This window comes from Pseudomonas sp. S12(2018) (genome assembly GCF_024355235.1).
Taxonomy (GTDB): Bacteria; Pseudomonadota; Gammaproteobacteria; order Pseudomonadales; family Pseudomonadaceae; genus Aquipseudomonas; species Aquipseudomonas palmensis.
The window spans coordinates 402,645-420,192 of sequence record NZ_QLAD01000004.1 but is presented as its reverse complement, the minus strand read 5'-3'; the positions used below and the strand labels follow the sequence as shown (position 1 = coordinate 420,192).

At 62.3% G+C, this 17,548-nt stretch carries 26 protein-coding genes and 2 pseudogenes; 12 read left to right on the top strand and 16 right to left on the bottom strand.

Annotated elements, in window-relative coordinates:
- Window positions 1-82: 82 nt before the first annotated feature.
- Entirely contained in the window at window positions 83-472 is a 390-nt protein-coding gene (locus DN388_RS12280) for a response regulator transcription factor (protein ID WP_254999952.1), read from the bottom strand.
- Between the two features lie 313 nt (window positions 473-785).
- Here DN388_RS12280 and trbK point away from each other — a divergent pair, with 313 nt between their 5' ends.
- Entirely contained in the window at window positions 786-1,184 is a 399-nt protein-coding gene (gene trbK / locus DN388_RS12275) for an entry exclusion lipoprotein TrbK (RefSeq protein ID WP_369682777.1), read from the top strand.
- 272 nt (window positions 1,185-1,456) lie between these two features.
- Here trbK and DN388_RS12270 read toward each other — a convergent pair.
- A pseudogene (locus DN388_RS12270) lies at window positions 1,457-1,783 on the bottom strand (nucleoid-associated protein); the annotation flags it as partial.
- Between the two features lie 175 nt (window positions 1,784-1,958).
- Here DN388_RS12270 and DN388_RS12265 point away from each other — a divergent pair.
- The gene (locus DN388_RS12265) at window positions 1,959-2,159 is read left to right on the top strand and encodes a hypothetical protein (protein ID WP_043861703.1); all 201 of its coding nucleotides are present in this window, start codon (window positions 1,959-1,961) and stop codon (window positions 2,157-2,159) included.
- A 103-nt stretch (window positions 2,160-2,262) separates the two neighbouring features.
- Window positions 2,263-2,730 (top strand): anti-virulence regulator CigR family protein, encoded by a 468-nt coding sequence (locus DN388_RS12260; RefSeq protein WP_082405690.1) that lies wholly within the window; start codon window positions 2,263-2,265, stop codon window positions 2,728-2,730.
- A gap of 72 nt (window positions 2,731-2,802) precedes the next feature.
- On the opposite strand, the gene DN388_RS12255 is transcribed toward DN388_RS12260, so the two are convergent.
- Window positions 2,803-3,288, bottom strand: a complete 486-nt coding sequence (locus DN388_RS12255) for a GNAT family N-acetyltransferase (RefSeq protein ID WP_058540376.1) — start codon at window positions 3,286-3,288, stop codon at window positions 2,803-2,805.
- Window positions 3,289-3,602: 314 nt separating this feature from the next.
- Here DN388_RS12255 and DN388_RS12250 point away from each other — a divergent pair, with 314 nt between their 5' ends.
- Both DN388_RS12250 and DN388_RS12245 read left to right on the top strand, forming a co-directional pair.
- Window positions 3,603-4,022: a hypothetical protein gene (locus DN388_RS12250; protein WP_143516626.1), complete on the top strand. Its 420-nt coding sequence runs from the start codon at window positions 3,603-3,605 to the stop codon at window positions 4,020-4,022.
- Window positions 4,023-4,257: 235 nt separating this feature from the next.
- Entirely contained in the window at window positions 4,258-4,554 is a 297-nt protein-coding gene (locus DN388_RS12245; protein WP_043861706.1) for a hypothetical protein, read from the top strand.
- Window positions 4,555-4,588: 34 nt separating this feature from the next.
- Here the strand turns inward: DN388_RS12245 and DN388_RS12240 are convergent, their stop codons facing one another.
- Window positions 4,589-5,737, bottom strand: a complete 1,149-nt coding sequence (locus tag DN388_RS12240; RefSeq protein WP_254999947.1) for a serine hydrolase domain-containing protein — start codon at window positions 5,735-5,737, stop codon at window positions 4,589-4,591.
- A 170-nt stretch (window positions 5,738-5,907) separates the two neighbouring features.
- Between DN388_RS12240 and DN388_RS25410 the strand changes: the two are divergent.
- A pseudogene (locus tag DN388_RS25410) lies at window positions 5,908-6,099 on the top strand (hypothetical protein); the annotation flags it as partial.
- Window positions 6,100-6,228: 129 nt separating this feature from the next.
- On the opposite strand, the gene DN388_RS12230 reads toward DN388_RS25410, so the two are convergent.
- The 4 genes from DN388_RS12230 to DN388_RS12215 form a co-directional block, all read right to left on the bottom strand.
- Window positions 6,229-6,555 carry a DUF2388 domain-containing protein gene (locus DN388_RS12230; RefSeq protein WP_043861709.1) on the bottom strand — a complete coding sequence of 109 codons (327 nt, stop codon included), beginning with the start codon at window positions 6,553-6,555 and terminating at the stop codon, window positions 6,229-6,231.
- Window positions 6,556-6,580: 25 nt separating this feature from the next.
- Entirely contained in the window at window positions 6,581-6,913 is a 333-nt protein-coding gene (locus tag DN388_RS12225; protein ID WP_043861710.1) for a hypothetical protein, read from the bottom strand.
- 154 nt (window positions 6,914-7,067) lie between these two features.
- A complete protein-coding gene (locus DN388_RS12220) occupies window positions 7,068-7,322 on the bottom strand; it encodes a hypothetical protein (protein ID WP_054914290.1) in 255 nt (84 codons plus the stop codon).
- A 46-nt stretch (window positions 7,323-7,368) separates the two neighbouring features.
- Entirely contained in the window at window positions 7,369-7,803 is a 435-nt protein-coding gene (locus tag DN388_RS12215) for a GNAT family N-acetyltransferase (RefSeq protein WP_213607338.1), read from the bottom strand.
- A gap of 130 nt (window positions 7,804-7,933) precedes the next feature.
- Between DN388_RS12215 and DN388_RS12210 the strand changes: the two genes are divergently transcribed.
- A complete protein-coding gene (locus tag DN388_RS12210) occupies window positions 7,934-8,356 on the top strand; it encodes a hypothetical protein (protein ID WP_213607339.1) in 423 nt (140 codons plus the stop codon).
- 31 nt (window positions 8,357-8,387) lie between these two features.
- On the opposite strand, the gene DN388_RS12205 is transcribed toward DN388_RS12210, so the two are convergent.
- Window positions 8,388-8,909 (bottom strand): hypothetical protein, encoded by a 522-nt coding sequence (locus DN388_RS12205; protein ID WP_254999946.1) that lies wholly within the window; start codon window positions 8,907-8,909, stop codon window positions 8,388-8,390.
- Window positions 8,910-9,017: 108 nt separating this feature from the next.
- Here DN388_RS12205 and DN388_RS25360 point away from each other — a divergent pair, with 108 nt between their 5' ends.
- Entirely contained in the window at window positions 9,018-10,106 is a 1,089-nt protein-coding gene (locus DN388_RS25360; RefSeq protein ID WP_303627083.1) for a methyl-accepting chemotaxis protein, read from the top strand.
- Window positions 10,107-10,184: 78 nt separating this feature from the next.
- Window positions 10,185-10,481, top strand: a complete 297-nt coding sequence (locus DN388_RS12190; protein WP_043861715.1) for a hypothetical protein — start codon at window positions 10,185-10,187, stop codon at window positions 10,479-10,481.
- A gap of 71 nt (window positions 10,482-10,552) precedes the next feature.
- On the opposite strand, the gene DN388_RS12185 is transcribed toward DN388_RS12190, so the two are convergent.
- Complete coding sequence (locus DN388_RS12185; protein WP_043861716.1) at window positions 10,553-10,954, bottom strand: glycine zipper domain-containing protein; 402 nt, start codon at window positions 10,952-10,954, stop codon at window positions 10,553-10,555.
- Window positions 10,955-11,122: 168 nt separating this feature from the next.
- Between DN388_RS12185 and DN388_RS12180 the strand changes: the two genes are divergently transcribed.
- The 3 genes from DN388_RS12180 (at window position 11,123) to DN388_RS12170 (ending at window position 12,482) form a co-directional block, all read left to right on the top strand.
- On the top strand, window positions 11,123-11,314 hold the full coding sequence (locus tag DN388_RS12180; RefSeq protein ID WP_043861717.1) for a hypothetical protein: 192 nt from the start codon (window positions 11,123-11,125) through the stop codon (window positions 11,312-11,314).
- A 113-nt stretch (window positions 11,315-11,427) separates the two neighbouring features.
- Complete coding sequence (locus DN388_RS12175; protein ID WP_254999945.1) at window positions 11,428-11,961, top strand: chalcone isomerase family protein; 534 nt, start codon at window positions 11,428-11,430, stop codon at window positions 11,959-11,961.
- Window positions 11,958-12,482 (top strand): DUF3833 domain-containing protein, encoded by a 525-nt coding sequence (locus tag DN388_RS12170; protein ID WP_054914295.1) that lies wholly within the window; start codon window positions 11,958-11,960, stop codon window positions 12,480-12,482. Before DN388_RS12175 ends, DN388_RS12170 begins: the two co-directional genes overlap by 4 nt.
- On the opposite strand, the gene DN388_RS12165 is transcribed toward DN388_RS12170, so the two are convergent.
- The 6 genes from DN388_RS12165 to DN388_RS12140 are packed head-to-tail and all read right to left on the bottom strand — an operon-like array spanning window position 12,451 to window position 17,475.
- A complete protein-coding gene (locus DN388_RS12165) occupies window positions 12,451-12,951 on the bottom strand; it encodes a DUF2878 domain-containing protein (RefSeq protein ID WP_054914296.1) in 501 nt (166 codons plus the stop codon). The two genes, DN388_RS12170 and DN388_RS12165, sit on opposite strands and share 32 nt — an antisense overlap.
- A 26-nt stretch (window positions 12,952-12,977) precedes the next feature.
- Window positions 12,978-14,249: a cyclopropane-fatty-acyl-phospholipid synthase family protein gene (locus tag DN388_RS12160; protein WP_043861721.1), complete on the bottom strand. Its 1,272-nt coding sequence runs from the start codon at window positions 14,247-14,249 to the stop codon at window positions 12,978-12,980.
- A complete protein-coding gene (locus DN388_RS12155) occupies window positions 14,236-15,051 on the bottom strand; it encodes a DUF1365 domain-containing protein (protein ID WP_088514397.1) in 816 nt (271 codons plus the stop codon). Before DN388_RS12155 ends, DN388_RS12160 begins: the two co-directional genes overlap by 14 nt.
- The gene (locus tag DN388_RS12150) at window positions 15,048-16,295 is read right to left on the bottom strand and encodes an NAD(P)/FAD-dependent oxidoreductase (protein ID WP_104572580.1); all 1,248 of its coding nucleotides are present in this window, start codon (window positions 16,293-16,295) and stop codon (window positions 15,048-15,050) included. Before DN388_RS12150 ends, DN388_RS12155 begins: the two co-directional genes overlap by 4 nt.
- The gene (locus DN388_RS12145) at window positions 16,292-17,056 is read right to left on the bottom strand and encodes an SDR family oxidoreductase (RefSeq protein ID WP_254999943.1); all 765 of its coding nucleotides are present in this window, start codon (window positions 17,054-17,056) and stop codon (window positions 16,292-16,294) included. The genes DN388_RS12150 and DN388_RS12145 overlap by 4 nt, the downstream gene beginning before the upstream one ends.
- On the bottom strand, window positions 17,053-17,475 hold the full coding sequence (locus DN388_RS12140) for a nuclear transport factor 2 family protein (RefSeq protein ID WP_043861725.1): 423 nt from the start codon (window positions 17,473-17,475) through the stop codon (window positions 17,053-17,055). The genes DN388_RS12145 and DN388_RS12140 overlap by 4 nt, the downstream gene beginning before the upstream one ends.
- Between the last annotated feature and the right edge of the window lie 73 nt (window positions 17,476-17,548).

Sequence of the window (17,548 nt, the reverse complement as noted above, 5' to 3'; positions counted from 1 at the left end):
TGCCGCATGTGGCGGTCCGGCAAGGGCTGGCGGTTACATGGCGGCATCCTCCGTTGTTCGCCACTGGGAAGGCAGTGGCCACCTATGAGTGCAGTTCCACGCTCTCGGCGCGGCGCAGCACGCGAACTTGGGCGATGCGTCGCTCAGGGGCTCGGCGGTCGCGCCGCATCGGGTCACCGCCGCCGGCAGCAAGTGAGTGCATCGCGATCAGCGCGACAAGCACAAAGCACATCGGGCTGATGATCTGGCGTTTCATGGCCTCGGCGACCATCGCGGCGCGGCGCTGTACACCAAGCTTGAACATCGCCGCCGACAACCGCTTCGCGACGGTGCCCGGTGCAATGTCGATCGAGCGGGCGATCTCTTTCGCGGTCATGCCCTGGGCAACAGCGAGCAGGCACTGAAGCTCGCGCGGGGCCAGGCCGCGCCCGAGGTGACCTTTCCACTGGCCGCTGACGATTGTCGATTCCATGATTTGCCTCGGTGGGTGGCTGCATTGGTCGTAACGCTCGCCGCCGCAAAACTCCCGGGCCAGGGGGAGGGCGAGCGTCACGACCAATGCAGCCTGGTGCTGGGGAGTACCAGGTGATTGGGCCGGTTACGTTTCCGGCGTCGTTGCCATCGACCGCGACGGATTCAGGACCGTCCGAAGACCTACTGGCTATCGGGGCTGGTGGCTCCAGCGCGCTCCGGGCAGGCTATTCTCTCGGCCTGCCAGCGCCTGGCTCTGTAGCGGCCAGGTGCTGCCAAATCCCATGGCTGGGTGAGGCACTTCGTCCTACTTCATGATGGCGACCCTCCTGTTGATTTCCCGTCTGGCCCTGTTTCCAAGGGCAGTCGGTGAAATCATCCCGGCCTCGCTACTGGCGACAGGCCGAGTGCACATCGTTGGTTGTTTTTCCGACCGCGACTCTTGTCCGCCGGATAACTGTTCTTGGCGCTTTACGCTGCACGCCTGGGTCAGTTGCCAATCCGTCTTCTTTCTTTCCCTCTTAGCAGCCTCTGCAGCCATTTCGGCTGGCTGCAAAGAAGACGCCGTAGATACTGCCGCTTACGAGCCGACTACTGAACACTGCCAGCCCAACTACCTGAAGTCGCCTCCAGACAACAAGGCTCGCGAAGACTTGGTCGAGAAGTGCATGACTGGTGGCTCGTACAAAAAGTCAGAGCCAAAGACCTGGTAACGTCCGTTACAGTCAGCGCCGCCTCATCAGGCGGCGTTTTCGTATGGGGGGAAGGCGCTGGCGGGCAGCGCTGCTGGTGTTATGCTTCGCCGCTTACCAAACAGGGAGAGTGGTAGTGAAACTGCGGGAAAAGCATAAGGCATTTCAGGAATGGTTCACGCCGCGGCGGCGTCGGCGAGCGGGCGGTACGTTGCTCGTCATCTGGACTGTCGGCATCTGCGTTTACCCTGGCAAGCACTGGATCTACGTGATGATTCCCGGAATGATGTGGTTCATGAGCGCTTGGCCTCCCGAGCTCCATGACAAGCGCTGAGGCACTGGCGGGCGGCGCCGAAGGGGCAGGCCGCGCGGCGCTTCAGTTGATCAGTAAGCTGCGTTGGCAGGTTGCGGATAGTCAGGCTGCTGCTGTCCTGGTCGAACTCAATCTTGGAGCCGAGCAAGTGAGGCTCGAAGCTGATCGACAAACCCTCTGCTCGACCGGTGTAGCGCCTGAACTGGTTCAGGGTGCGCTTGTGCGCAGTGAAGCTTTCCATCAGGCCGTAGTCCCCGGCCTTGATAAATTCGGCGAAGGTCGCGGGTCGATCTTCATCGAGCACCTGCACCGTGTAGTGAGGCCCAAATATCAACATCAACCGGTCGGAACAGGGTCAATGCGGGAGCGCATTCAGGTGGGGCAAGACGTAATGCTTCGCGGCGGCATGCGCCGCCCTTCGTGACCTGAGCGCCTACGCAAGTTATCGTGCGGTTATGGATGGATTACTGAAGGAGGCGTGAATGCTGTGGTTCGGAACCGACAAAGCCAGGTTCAAGGTTCAGCGGCGCATCGCGGGCGTCGTCTTGTTCATCGCGGTCTTCTTTCTGGCCGCACAGCTCGAAGCATGGCGCTCAGATAACGCCGCATTTGGCGATGTACTGGACGGCATCATCTTGACTGTGTTTGCAGGAGGCATGTTCTACCTGGCAGGCAGATGGTGACTCTGGTGGCCCTCCGTGGCCGGATGCGGCATGGGGGTGAATGAACCTTTTCATACAGCGTCGTCTACATTGGAGGGGCTATCCCCTTTCTGAGAGTACGGCCATGCTCAAATCGAAAACGTTGATCTCAGTGCTATCAAGCCTTGTTTTAGTTACAGGCTCGGTCGGCGCATGCGCTGACCCCGGTAATGGAAAAGGGCAAGGCAACGGAAAGGGTAACGCTCACAATGCTCAAGGCCACGGCAACCAGGGGAGCGGGGCTAAGGGAACGCGTTCAGGGCAAAATGACTGGGACCACGGCCCGAACATTGATCGTGGCAGCGTCCTGAACGTTCTGAACAGTTACCACAATTATTGGGCCCCAGGCCCAGCACTACCGCCTGGCATCCAGAAGAACTTGGCACGAGGAAAACCGCTCCCTCCTGGCATCGCGAAAAAGCTCGACGCAAGACTTATCGGCCATCTACCGCGCTACGATGGCTATGAGTGGCAACAAGCTGGCACAGACTTGATTCTCGTTGCTATTGCCACTGGCATCATCTACGAAGTGATAAATGGAGTGCTGGATTAAGCTCGATCTATTAGAAGCTCGCATCAGGCTTTACAGGCGGCGCGCTTGCTCCTCTGGATGCGAGTTGAAGGGTTACGGGTGCTGTGCGCTTGGACCGACAAGGAGCCGATAGCGCCTGAAGTACGTACCGTCGATATCAACTTCTCCGTCAGGGCGAAACCCTAGGCGCAGTACACCTTTGATTCGAACTCTGGTTGGTGGAAGCAGTAGGGTAATCGACTCCAGCCTCAACTCCTGAACAGCGCGCCGTACGATTTCATTGAAAATTACCTTTCCCAATCCCCAGTAGTGTGGATGGAGCACCAAGGCAAGATCGGCGTCGTCGCCCTCTTTCTGTAGCCCACCCCAACCGGCAAATTCATTCTCGACGAAGAAAGCCCAGGGCCCATATCCGTTAAGGACCCATTGGGCCTCTTTTTGGGCGACCCATACCTTGCATTTTTTTTCGTCAAAGTCGGGGCGGCCCAAGGGCATCTGGCGTAAGACATCTGGATTGTTGTTAAGCGCCATGATGTCATCGGTTGAAACATCGCTGAGATGTCGGAACGTTAGCTGCATGATTTGCCTTGCGGATGACTTGATGTTCACCAATACCGGCAACCCACCATTATTTCAATGTCCAGGGGCGTGATGAGCAGACCGATGCCGCCACCATCGCCGACCGGATCAACCAGCAAAAGCTGAACCTGGCCAACCAGTACGGTGACAGCGCCTGCGGCATGAGCCTCGACGAGTACAACCAGAAGCTGGCGGCTCTTAAATTATGCTCATGCAGAAAAATGGCTCAAAAAAAGCCCGCGCTAGACGGGCTCAAGTACGCGTCGGGACAGTGACCTCACACGTTATGAGGGCTCAAATCGGGTGCCGCAAGCATGACACAGCCAACTACGGCGCCAGACTTCCAACTTGTCGTATTGCGCGACGTTGAACCGCCAATGACGAACAAAACCGATCACGCCGATTGCAATGAACGCAACGCCAATGAAGAACCTGGTCCAATCGACTCCCCACCAGGTGTTCATGAGTTTAAGGCCGTCATACAGGATGATGGAGCCCACGATCGTAAGTATGACGGGCCCCAGCAAGCGTTTGCCTGGTGGGGGAGAGACGCTGGCGGCCAGGTCAGTCTGATGTTTACCCGTCGTCTCGACCGTAACACTTGGCCCTACTCCGGATTGCACTTGATGAGTGGTTTTGATGCGGGAGGTGCCTGCGGCATGGATAACGGACAGCAGTTGAACATTTTGCCCGTGACAGTGTGGGCACGCGACGGCATTGTGACTTACCACTAGTTCATTCCTTTGAAATGACAAAGTGCGCATTTTAAAACAGCTCCGAACATTCTTGCACTTGGTGGCATTTTGCTTGCAGCCACTTTGCTGGTTGACCGAGAGGGGCTCTTTTCATCTTGAATCCATCGCTGTGGTAGCGCATTCGATTCATCCGCCCCTGCACCAGGGTGGCGTGCACCGTTGAAGTGAGCTATTGCTGATGTTTCGGCACCTGGCCGACTCAGGAGACAATTCGATGAAACAGCTACTGTTGGGCGCCTTGCTGGTGAGCGCTGCCGGCATTGCCCATGCGGACATCCCGCTGCTTAACGCCACCTGCCCAGGCAACATCGAGGTTCACGCCGATGAAGGCGGGCCGATCTATATCAATGGCAAAGAGGCCACGTTGAAGAAATTCAACGACAACTATTTCGAAGCCAAGGGCAGCGGGATAACCGTGTCGCTCACCATCAGGCCCGACGGCTCGCCGGATGTGTCGTACACCGGCAAGAATCGTGCGAATGGCGTCTGCGAACTGGCCGATCAGGACTGAAACGCCAGCGCCCGGTAAGCGCTGGCACGATGCGTCACTCAACCGCTGCGAAGGCAAGTGCCGCAAGCGTTCTGGCGCGAGGGTCCATCAGCACATGGCTGCCCATGGTGGTGGTCACGAAACCAAAGCTCATCTCCCGGTCTGGGTCTGCGAACGCCACCGGCCCGCCCAGCCCAACATGACCGAATGCCTGCGGCCCCATGCAATAGGACGCGTCAGGGTCGGCGGAATGTTCCATCATGCAACCCAGGCCATAGCGCATGGGGCGCCGCAGGGTCTGGTCGAACCCTGCACTTTGCTCTGTGCCGAACGCCTTCAACAGTTGTGGCCCCAACAACTTGCCTTGCAGCAGGGCACTGTAGAAGCCCGCCAGGCCATGGGCGTTGCCATGGCTGCAGACGCCCGGCTGGTGGTAGCCCCACCAGTGCGGATTACCCGTACGGGTGGGTGAAAGGCTGGGGTTGGTGAATGCCAGGGTCGCCACATGCGCAGGCTCATTGAGGATGAGGGTGCGCAGGTCCTGTGCGAACCGGTCACCTACTCGGCCGGGCGCATGCTCGAAGTGAGCGATACGCTTGAACTGATCGGCAGGCACGCCCAGGAACACATCCAGCGCATGGGGTTCGAGGATCTCCTGGTGTATGAAAACCCCGGCGTCGCGACCGTCCACGCGGCGGATCAGCTCACCGATGATCCAGCCATAGGTGGTCGCGCCGTACCCCACCTGTGTGCCTGGCGACCACCACGGCTGTTCGTCTGCTGTCACCTGGACCATGTGGTTCCAGTCGTACATGTGGGGCGTGCGATCCGGCAGGCGCAGCGCAGGCAAGCCGCTGGTATGGCTCAACACCTGGCGAAGGGTGATTCGTTCTTTGCCGTGTCGAGCGAATTCAGGCCAGTGTTTGGCCACGGGATCATCCAGACCCAGTCGGCCCCGTTCCACCAGCATGAGTACCGCCACAGCGGTGATCGGCTTGATGGTGCAATAGGCGTTGACCAGGGTATCGCGCTGCCAGGGGGCATGGCCGTGCGCATCCTTCACGCCGCCCCAGATGTCTACGACGGTCTTGCCGCCGACCTGTATGCAGACACCGCCACCGCGCTCGTGGGGCTCATCCAGGATGGCGGCGAAGGCTTGGCGGACCGGTTCAAAAGCAGCGTCACATCGTCCTTGTACCTGCATCTCATTGACTCCATTCGATCGAGCGCTGAACTCTAGCCCGTACTGCGCGGTGGGGGCGCCGGTGCCCTGCGCTTGTGCGCACCGTTCGTCCAATGCCCGGCACTCCCACACCCTGCGAGGCTTCTCACGCTTATGCGCGGGCATCCCGTGCAGCAGCCTGGAGAAGCACCATGGACATCGACGAGAACGCACCTGGCAACAGGTCACAGCAGGGCGTTACGCGCACCACCGACAACGAAACCGGTCACGATCCAAGGCGCGAGGCGCCAGAGGTGCCACTGCCGCCTGACGACGAAGCGGCGGTCGAAGAAGACATGACCGATGTGGAGGCCGGCAACTCGGTACTGAGCGAGCATCCCGAGGCAGGAAACCACAGTCGCGACGACCACCCGCATGCGGGCTCGCCATTGCGCGAGCAGGGCGATGGGAGAAAGGAGACGCGCGACGTGCCTGCGAGCGATCCTGAGTCCGGTGCCTGAACCCTCGCCTGGTCAGTAGGTGGCTGTGATCGCCTGAGCCAGCTGCCGATCTGTCATCAAAGGTGGCCGGGCGGTCGCACGATAATGCCGAGACGCCTGCTCGAACTGTGCGCCGCGTATCTGGCCATCCGAGCCAACGAAGGCCAGCGCGTCGCTTCTGGCCGACTTGAACAGATCGGGCGCATTGAAGGTCAGCGCGGTGGTGCCCGCCACCAGGATGCTCGGCACGAACGTGGTGTACATCAGCGCCTTGTCGAACGGATTGGCGTTTTCGGCAGCCGCAGCGTGGCTGCTGGCCAGGACAAGCAGGGCGGCGCCCAGGGCGTTCCATACGGTCATTTGCGGTTCCATTGCACCGGGTGGCTTAGCGTGATCTCAGGCTTCGATGCAGGCTCAGCACGCCCTTGTCGTCGAACAGAAAGATGATCTGGTTGCCCACGTTGTCCTGGCAGATGACGCCTTCATTCTGGCTGTCGACGATGCCCTGGCATGCCATGTTCGACACGTAGGGGCGCAGTTGGCACTTGAGCGTCTTGCCATCTTCGATCACCAGTTGGTGGTTGGGCGAGATGCTCTGCGGGTCTGGGGCCGGGCAAGTGCCCTGGCCCCAGTCGATGCCTTGATGATTGGGCTGATGATTGGGCTGGGTGGTGCAGCCGGCCAGCAGCACCAGGGGCAACAGGTACTTGCACTTCATGGTCACGGGTCCTGGTAGTTGCATCATTGTTGCGTTAGCGCTGCAGACTACAGGGTGAGGGTTTTCATTACCCTGCACTGAGTCTCGTTTTGAAAGATTCGCCCGGGCGATGCCAGTGCTGCGCCGGGCGGTTCCGCCATCGATGGGGAGTTCGCTAGCGCGCGGGCTCACCGTCGGCCAGCCCTCTGGCCAGGTCCACGGCTGCGGTAATGGCGGCCCTGGCCTGGGGGCTGTTCTTCCAGCAGGTCGAGCCCAATGCGGCAGATGCCTGGGCAAGGATGTCAGTGACATCCGATCTGCCCAGCTCGGCCAGGGAATCGATGCCCATCTGCTCGAGCCGGGTGATGACGGTGGGGCCTACGCCCTTGAGCGCCAGCAGGGCAGTACGTTCTGTCGGGGAAAATGCCATCGATGAAATCCTTTTCTGTTCTGTCGAAGCCTGGCGACAAGCCCGCTCAACGCATGAACTTCACGAACACCAGTTCCGGGTCGCCCGGGTCGAGGTTTTCGATTGTCCCGCTGTGTTGATAGCCCAGCTGTGCCAGGAGTTGGCGCATCGGCAGGTTGGAGGTGTTGGTGGATGTGAAAACCTTCTGCGCCGAGGCGACTCGCTCCAGGTGTGTCATCAGCTGGCGGCCGACACCGGTGCGCCTGGATGCATCTGAAACGACCACCAGGGGAATGAAGTACTCACCGAAAAAGCTTCGGTCCAGGCAACCATAACCCAAGGGGGCGGCGGCGTCGTTCGCTTTGCAGGCAATCCAGCACTCACGTGCGCGGATGGCCTGCGCAAGCTGCTCGCGGCGGCGTTCATCGTTGCGTGCAACAGCGTCAATGCCTGTCAGGTGGTGGATGTCCTCTGTCAGGGCCTGCCTGATGGATAAGCTCATGGTCTCGCCTTGTCGGTTTGATGCCGCGAAGTGTACTTCAGGGACACTGAATCCATAAAAGTCGCGATATACGCAACTTGGCGCTACAGTGCCGAATAGTCCCGTCATGGTCTGAACAAGGAAGTTTGCGATGATAGCGAAGTTGATGGTCACCGTTGGTATCGTGTTTTACGCCGTCGTGGTACCGATCCTCGAAATCAATGATACCCACGTCTTCAATCAGGCCTGGGAGCCACACGCGCGCCTGCATGAAACCTGGCAACTCTTCACCAATACCGCCATTGGTGCGTACAGCGTCTGGCTGGTGTGGGGGCGCGATAACCTGAGGCTGGCGAGCCTGCTGACCCTGTTCGTCACCGGCGGGTTCCTGATGGCGTACTGGCTGCGCGATGGCTACGGCGGCTCGATGGTACTCACCGACGGTTCGGAGAAGATGATCCTGGGCGTCAACCTTGGTCTTTTTGCCTACACGCTGGCCATTCTGCTGGCGGGGCTTGCGGTCGCCCTCGAGCGGCGCAGGCCCGATAGGTCGCTGGAGGCTGACCAGCGCTAAGCCGATGACCAAGGGGGGATGAAGGGGCGCGTCACCCCGCCTGCCGTTCCCGCCGCAGTGTATGCCACAACAGGGCGGCCGATAGCAGGCCGGGCATCGTGAAGATGTACACGAACTGCGGGAACTTGTGAGTGAAGCCGGCCAGCACGCCGCCCCATATCAGTGTGACTGCCACCCCGCAGATCAGCAGGCGGCGGTTGGGTACCACGGGTATTTCAGCCATCGCCAGCAGGTAGATCTTCCAGCACGACCAGAGGCCGAACAACGAAATCGACATCAGGCCCATGGCTATGGGTATCGCGAACAGCGGTTGCTCACTGATGACCAACATCGGGAAGAAAAAACCGATGCACCCGGCAATGAACAGCAGCGTCAGGGGCATCAGGCCCAGTACGGCAGCCAGGGTGAGGCCCATTCGAAAGGTGGTGAGTTTGTCCATACAGCTACCTGCGACAACGAAGAGAAAACACTGCAGCCCACGCACTGTGCCATGGCCATGGGCATTTTCAAGGGCGCGAAAAATGCGATGCAGACGCTCTGCGGCAGTGCGCAAGGGGCCAATTCATGCATGATGGCTGATTGATGTCAATGTTGCCTCCCTGCTGCGCCTTTAAAATCGAGGCACATATCGATAGGCGTTGCGTGCCGGGGAGTTGTGGCAATGTTTGGTAGAAAGTGGCGAGAACAGGTCAGCGCACAGGCGCGTGAGTTGCAGGAGCTGAAGCAGCAGAATCTGGCGCTCCAGCAGGAAAACCAGCAACTGACCGATTTGCTGGCGCAAACCCAGGGTGAGCAGGCCGAGCTCAATGCCTACAGCCGTTACCAATGTGATCTGCACAGCAAGATGGGCATGTTCGACGAGTCGATGAAGCAGACCCGTGATGGGGTGGTCAGCCAGGCCGAAACCCTGCGCGGGGAGGTCGACCACCTCAAGGCCAACAGCGGCGTGTTCAGCGAGACGTCCGAACTGCTTTCGTCGTTCTCCACCTCGCTCACGCACATGGCCGGTCAAGGCGTGAGCAGTGTCGAGAGCGTGACCCACCTGCAGGCGCGGGTCAGCGAAATCAGCAGCATCGTGGGCTTGATCAAGGCCATTTCAGACCAGACCAACCTGCTGGCACTCAACGCCGCCATCGAGGCGGCGCGGGCCGGTGAGCAGGGGCGCGGGTTTGCGGTGGTGGCCGACGAGGTACGGGCCCTGGCCCAGCGCACCCACCAGGCCACCCAGGACATCAGCGTGCTGGTGGACGCCATCAATGTCGATACCACGGCGGCGAGCAACTCGATCGGCAACCTCTCCAATGAAGCCACGCGCCTGGCTGGCGACGTGTCGACCTCGGCGCAGACCCTGGACGAAATGGTGGTGATGGGGGACCACATGACCACCCTGATCGAGAACATGGCGCTCAGTTCGTTCTGCGAGGCGGTCAAGCTCGACCACCTGTTGTTCAAACTGATGGTGTACCTGCGCCTGTTCAGTCAGGACCCTAACCTTGAGCTGTCGGACCACAAGCATTGCCGCCTGGGCAAGTGGTACCTGATGCCGGAAACCCAGCAGATCTACCAGCACGACCGGGCATTCGCCCAGCTCGACGACCCCCACCGTATCTGCCACGAATCGGCCAGCCATGCGCTGCACCAGGCGCAGCACAAGGACTGGAGCGCGGTGGTGGCCTCGCTGGACAGCATGGAGACCGCCAGCCTCAAGGTGAACCAGGTGCTGCAGGCGCTCGCCCATCGCGGCGACTGATCGACAGTTGCAGGCACCGGCGCGAGGGAGCAAAAGTGGTAGGATCCGTGCGATCGGATCGGGTAAAGGGAGTGCTGCATGGTTGGGGAGCTGGATGAGCGCGACGTCGCGCGTCGTTTCTGCGTTGTCTGTGCAGTCATCATTGCGGCGGTTGGTCTCTGTGCTTCCCTGTACTGCCTGTTGAGCCCGGCCAGCATGTTCCCCTCGCTGGGCCCGGTGCTGGCGATCTTCGCGCTGGCACTGACCAACCTGCTGTGCCTGCCACTGGTGTTTGCCTATTGGCTGTTGGCGTTCCGGCCTGATGGTGCTCGGGTGTTGCTGATCGTGCAGGGCATCGCAATGGCGGCATTTGTGCTGTGGTACAGCGTGGTTTGACCGCGACTGTGCTGCAATGCAAAACGCAAACGTCCGGCACATGGCCGGACGTTTGCGTAGTGGCAGGCGACTTAACGGTGGCGGTGCTTGCGCTTGTGCTTGCTGGCGCTGTGCCTGTTGTCATCTGCCAGATGATTGCCCACCGCGCCCCCGGCCGCGCCGCCCAGGCCGGCGCCGACGGTCGAACCGGTGGAGCCGCCCAGCGCATTGCCGATCAGCGAGCCGCCGGCCGACCCCAGGCCACCGCCCACGGCGGCCTGGGTGCGGTTGCCCTTGCGCGCACCGGCCGCGCTACCTGCAGCGCCACCCAGCCCGGCACCGATGGCGGCGCCGGTGCTGCCGCCGATCTGCTGGCCAACCACATTGCCCAGTGCGCCGCCCAGCCCGCCACCGATGGCGGTGGTGCCGTCGCCGGCAACGGCAGTCAGGGGCAGCAGGATGCCCAGGGCGAGGGTAGGCAGGGTGAAACGCATGATATGAACCTCAGGTACTTGATCTGCAAGATGATTTTTTGGCGCTGTTCAGACCGCGCGCTGAAGGTTTGGTTTCCCGTCGCGCCATTTAAAAACGTGGTGCGCCCTTGCGAGGCTTCGCGGGCCTCGGCGAAGATGGCCGATTGGCTTTTGCACAGTGAGGTTGATATGGCGCAGTACAAGACCGTTGGCGAGCTGGTGGCAGCCTTGTCGCGGCTTCCACAGGATGCACGGGTGGTGGTTCAGGGTGGCCTGGGCCTGAAGGACATCAGCCTGTTCGGGGCAGGGCAGGTCCAGATCGAGTTCAAGGAGCAGATCATCGACTCCTCGCCGTCGTGGGTAGTGTTCGTCAAGCAGTGACTTCTGCAGGCTGTGCTAGCGTGTACAGATACGGCAATTAACTTGTACATAAAATTTTCCATGTGCAAGTATCGCCGCACCCCCCCGCCCAAGGGCCTGCCAGGGAGTACCGCATGCGACCGCCACCCATCGCGCTGTGCAGGCTGCTGTTGCTGATCGGTGTGCTGGCCTGCGGTTACGCCCAGGCGGGGTGGCGGGCCGACCTGCCGGATGCGCTTCTGGTAGGCAGTGCTGAATTCAGGACCTGGGGCCTGGATATCTATACGGCGCGATTGTGGGCCCCCGGTGCACGCTTGAATGAGGACGATGGCTTCGCCCTCGAGATCACCTACCGGCGCGCGGTCAGTCGCGAGCGGTTGGTCAAGGTCAGCCTCGAGGAGATCCAGCGTCTGTCTGCCACCCCGCTGACGGCAGCGCAACGGGACCAGTGGCAGGCGCAGATGCAGCAGGCGTTCGTGGATGTCGAGGCGGGTATGCGCATCACGGGCGTGTACGTTCCCGGGCTTGGCTGTCGCTTCTATGTGGGGGAGCGCCTGCAGCACGAAGTGCGTGACCAGGCATTCGCCCGTGCGTTCTTCGCCATCTGGCTGGACCCTCGCAGCCGCTACCCCGACTTGCGTCGGCAACTCCTTGGAGCCTCCCCATGAAAGCCTGGTACCTGTTGGTGTTCCTGCTGTTGGCCGGCTGCGGCAATGTTGATGTCGAGGCTTACCGCAACCAGTCACCGGCGTTCGACCTGCGTCAGTACTTCAACGGCCGCGTCGACGGCTGGGGCATCGTGCAGAAGCGTTCCGGCGAGGTCATCAAGCGTTTTCACGTGCTGATCGAAGGGCGCAGCGAAGGCGATAACGTGGTGCTGAACGAGCACTTCACCTACAGCGACGGCACCCGGCAGCAACGCACCTGGACCATTCGCCCGGACGGCCCAGGACGTTGGCGCGGCACGGCCGGGGATGTGGTGGAAGAGGCGCGCGGGCAGAACGCCGGTTTCGCCTTGCGCTGGCAGTACGTGCTCGACGTACCGGTGGACGGCAAGACCTGGGCCATCCGCTTCGACGACTGGATGTACCTGCTGGACGAGAACACCCTGGCCAACCGCTCCTACATGACCAAGTTCGGCATCGAAGTCGGGCAGGTCACCTTGTTCTTTCGCAAGCAGGTGCAGTAGGCCGGCCGAGACGGTGCAGTACCGGCAGCAGCAAGGCCCACACGGCGGTAAGCACCAGCAGGCTCGGCCAGGTGCCCAATGGCAGCCTGGCACCGGCAAGCTGCACACCGCCCCAGTAGGACAACGGGCCGCCCACCGCGCCCAGCAGGCTGGCCCGCCACCAGGGGTTGGCGGTCCAGTGCAGGCTGTGGCGCAAGGTGCAGGCGAACACCGGCCACAGCAACAGCAGCCAGAACGGCGGCAGCCAACGATGACCGCCAAACTCGAACACCCCAAGCGCCAGCAGCAGGCTGTCGGTCAGCCAGCCGCACAGGCTGACGGCGACGATCAGGCGCACCTCGCCGGGCCTGGCCAGGCAGCTCAGGTGCGTCACCAGGCAGGCCACTGCCACTGCCAGCAAGGCGGGGTGGCGAGCACCCAGCACGCAGGCGAACCAGCCAAGCTGAAACAGCAGCGCATTGCCCAGCACCGCTGCCCAATGCGCTGTCCGCCGGTTCAGCCTGGTTGCCCCAGCAGCGGTGCGGGCCGTGCGCCGGCCTTGGCCAGCAACAGCTGGGCGGTGCCGATGGCACGCTCCAGAAAGCCCCCCTCGCAGTAGCACAGGTAGAACTCCCACAAGCGGTAGAACGTGTCGTCATAACCCAACGCCTGCAACGGCTGGCGCGCCTGCTGCAGGTTCTGGTGCCAGCAGCGCAGGGTGCGCGCATAGTGCAGGCCGAATTCTTCCATGTGGTGCAGGTTCAGATCGGTGTCGCGGCCCATCACCTGCAGCATCACCCCCACCGAAGGCAGGGCACCGCCCGGAAAGATGTAGCGCTGGATGAAGTCGACCGAGCGGCACGCCTGTGCGTAGCGCTGTTCGCGGATGGTGATGCTCTGCAGCAGCATCAGGCCATCGGGCTTGAGCAGCCGCGCGCATTGCCTGAAGTAGCTGCTGAGGTAGCGATGGCCGACAGCTTCGATCATCTCGATGGAAACCAACTTGTCGTACTGGCCCTGCAGGTCGCGGTAATCCTCCAGCAGCAGGGTGATGCGGTCCTGCAGGCCGGCTTCGTCGATGCGTCGACGGGCATAGGCGAACTGTTCGGCCGACACCGTGGTGGTGGTTACCCGGCAGCCGTGGTGGCGTGCCGCGTAAATGGCCAGGCCGCCCCAGCCGGTGCCGATCTCCAGCAGGTGATCGTCGCGGGTGAGGGCGAGTTTCTGGCAGATGCGCTGCAACTTGTAGTGCTGGGCCTGTTCCAGGGTATCGTCGGCCCCCTGAAACATGGCCGCCGAGTACATCATGCTCGGGTCCAGCAGGCGCTCGAACAGTTCGTTGCCCAGGTCGTAATGGGCGGCGATGTTGCGTCTGGCGCCGCGCCGGGTATTGCGGTTGAGCCAGTGCAGGCCATGCAGCAGCGGGCGCCCCAGGCGTGCCAGCCCGCCTTCCAGGCCGTCGAGTACCTCCAGGTTCGCCACCAGCACGCGGACCACGGCGGTGAGGTCCGGGCTGGTCCAGTAGCCGTGCACGTAGGCTTCGCCTGCGCCAATCGAGCCGTTGCTGGCCACCAGGCCCCATAGTGCGTCGTCCACTACCTGGACATGCCCTTGCAGGCTCGCGCCGGCGTCGCCGAAGTGGTGCACCACATTGGCTTCGATGACCACCAGTGCGCCGTGGCGCAGGCGTTCGAGCTGGCGCAGCACAGCGCGCCGCAGCAGCATCACGCCGATGCCGTTGCCGGCGGACGCGAAGCGTTTTGCCGGGATTGCCTCAGGGCTCTTCATGGGGGGTGTCCTTTGCGCTGTCGGGTGCATTGATCGGTTTGGCTCGCCGCCAGGTGCCCCGGGCGGCGAAGTGGTCGAACAGGCGATGACGCTTGAGCAGCAGGCGCAACGCCTGCCAATGGATGGCCAGCAGGGTCTTGGCGGTCATCCACGGGAAGCTCAGCAGGTGCCGGTGCAGGCTGCGTCGGTCCAACTCGATGCGCGCCAGGTTCAGCACGGCGCTGAACACCCGGGTGTGTGCCTGCCAGTCCTCCATGCGCACACGGATACGCGCTGCAGGTGTGCAGAAGTGCATGCGGTATTCCAGGTCGGCGGGCAGGAACGGCGACACATGAAACGCCTTGGCCACGCTGAAGTTCCACGGCCCCGGGCCGTCGGCGGGCAACACGTAGTGAAAGCGTTCGCGCCAGGGCGTATTGGTGACCTCGCAGAGAATCGCAGCCAGACGCCCGTCACCTTCAAAGCAGTAGAAAAAGCTCACCGGGTTGAAGGCCAGGCCCCAGCTGCGGGGTTGGGTCAGTACGCACACCGGCCCTTGGGGGCGGTGGTGCAGCACCTGTTCGAGCAGGTCCAGCACGGCGCTCTTGAGGGGCGTGCCCTGGTGAGTGGCGGCTGGCAGATAGTCCCGCTCGTCGAAGGCAAAGGCGCTCCATCGACCCCTGCCGGCCAGCCTCGACAGCGCCGGCAGTTGCGCCTGCTCGTCCAGGTCCAGGTACAGCAGGCCGATGCGGTAGGCAAAGCCGAAATCCCCCCTGGCGGGGCGGCGGTGGCTGACCCAGCCCTGGTAGAGCGCGCTGTTCACAACTGCTCACCAAATTCGGCGGCCACGCGCAGCGCGCTGACCACGCCGTCTTCATGAAAGCCGTTGCCCCAGTACGCGCCGCAGTAGTAGCTGTGTCGGGCACCGCACAGTTCGGCGTGACGCGCCTGGGCCCGTACCCCGGCCAGGCTGAACTGCGGGTGGGCATAGGTGTAGCGGCCAAGGACCTTGCCTGGGTCGATGGCGCCGGTCTGGTTGAGGCTCACGCAGAAGGTCTGCGGGGCATCGATGCCCTGCAGAATGTTCATGTTGTAGGTGACGGCGGCCGGCTGGGACTGCGAGCCGCCGAGGCGGTAGTTCCAGCTGGCCCAGGCCAGGGGGCGACGCGGCAGCAGGCGGGTGTCGGTGTGCAGGACCACGTCGTTGTCGGCATAGCGCAGCGCGCCAAGAATCTCGCGCTCGGCCTGGCTGGGATCATGCAGCATCAGCAGCGCCTGGTCGCTGTGGCAGGCGAACACCACCTTGTCGTAACGCTCCATGCCTGCTCGGCTGAACAGGCTGACACCGTCGGCATCGCGGGTCACGCCCAGTACAGGGCAGTTGAGGCGAATGCGTTCGGCAAACGGTGCGCACAGCGGGGCCAGGTAACTGCGCGAGCCACCTTCCACTACCCGCCATTGCGGGCGATCGTTGACCGACAGCAGCCCGTGGTGCTTGAAGAAGCGCACGAAAAACTGCAGCGGGAAGCCCAGCATCTGCGCCAGCGGCATCGACCAGATGGCGGCTCCCATCGGCACGATGTAGTGGTCGATGAAGCGCTCGCCGTAGCCGTTCATGTACAGGTAGTCGCCCAGCGAAAGAGTGTCGTTGACTCGCTGCTGCTCCAGGTCGTTCAGGGCCTGGCGATTGAAGCGCAGGATGTCGTAGAGCATGCCCCAGAAGGGCGGCGACAACAGGTTGCGGCGCTGCGCGAAGAGGCTGTTGAGGGTGTTGCCGTTGTACTCGTGGGCGGTCTGCGGGTCGTGGACCGAAAAGCTCATTTCGGTAGGGCGCGAGGCGATGCCCAGCTGATCGAGCAGGCGGATGAAGTTGGGGTAGGTCCAGTCGTTGAACACGATGAACCCGGTATCCACCGCGTAGTGTCGCTCGCCAAGCTGCACGTCGACGGTATGGGTGTGCCCGCCAATCCGGTCACTGGATTCGTACAGCGTGATGGCGTGCTGGCGCTGCAGCAGGTGGGCGCAGGTAAGCCCGGCGATACCGCTGCCGATGATGGCTATCTTCATGGGTGGGGTTCCTGGCGCAGTGGCCGTGACAGGTGCTTGCCCAGTGCCAGTTGCAGGCTCACCGGCAGCAGCGCGACCAGGCGCAGGCCGGCGATGAACAGGAGCGGAAAGGCAATGGTGTACGGGCGCTTGTGCAGGCGCCGGGCAATATGGCGTGCGGCCTTTTCGGCGGGCCAGCACAGCGGCATGGGGAAGTCGTTGCGCCGGGTCAGCGGGGTGTCGACGAAGCCCGGGCTGACCAGCGTCACGGCAATGCCTTCGCGGGCCAGGTCGATGCGCAGCGATTCGAACAGGTAGCGCACCGCGGCCTTGGAGGCGCCATAGGCACCGGCGCGGGGCAGCGATAGAAAGGTCACGGCGCTGGCCACGGCCACCAGGTGCGGCTGTCGGCCCTGGCGCAGCAGGGGCAGGGCAGCCTCCACGCAGTGGCTGGCACTGAACAGGTTGGAAGCCACCACGCGCTCCACCATGGCGGCTTCGAAGGCTTCGCTGTCCAGGTACTCGCAGGTGCCGGCGTTGAGTATCACCTGGTCCAGGCCACCCCAGGCCTGGGCGATCTGCTGGGCGATCGCGCGCACCTGGTCACCCTCGCGAAGGTCGCCCGGTACCACCAGTACCTGGTCGGGGTAGCGCTGCGCCAATGCCTGCAAGGGCTGGACATTGCGCGCGCTGACCGCCAGGCGATGCCCCTGGGCCAGCAGCAGGGGGGCCAGTGCCGCACCAATGCCGCTGCTGGCGCCGGTCAGCCAGATGCGTCTCATGCCAGCCTCCGCTTGAGCCAGCCGATCACGCTGCCCATCACCGGCAGGTGCTCGTACAGCAGCGCCCCGGCGTCGAAGTAGTCATGGTGCAGGTAGACCTTGTCGCGCCACATCAGGTGCGAGCAACCCTGTACCTGAACCGGGCGCCCACCGTTCAGGCGCGCATGCCGGTAGTGCAGGGTCCAGCGCAGGTAGCCCTTCCCGTCGTCGACCTGGTCATAACCGTGGAACTCGAAGCGCACCTGATCGACGTTGGCGTACAGCTGAGCGAAATAATCCTGCAGCGCGGCCATGCCGTGGATCTGATGCAGCGGGTCACGGAACTGGACATCGTCGCTGTACAACTCGCGCAGCACACCCAGGTTGTGCGCGTCGATCGCGCAGAATCGCTCTGCAAAGCGTTTGAGATACTCGGACATTGCCTGCACCCATGACCATTGTGGTCATTTAGTTGTACACGTATTGTTATTTGTACAAGATATTTGCAGGTTA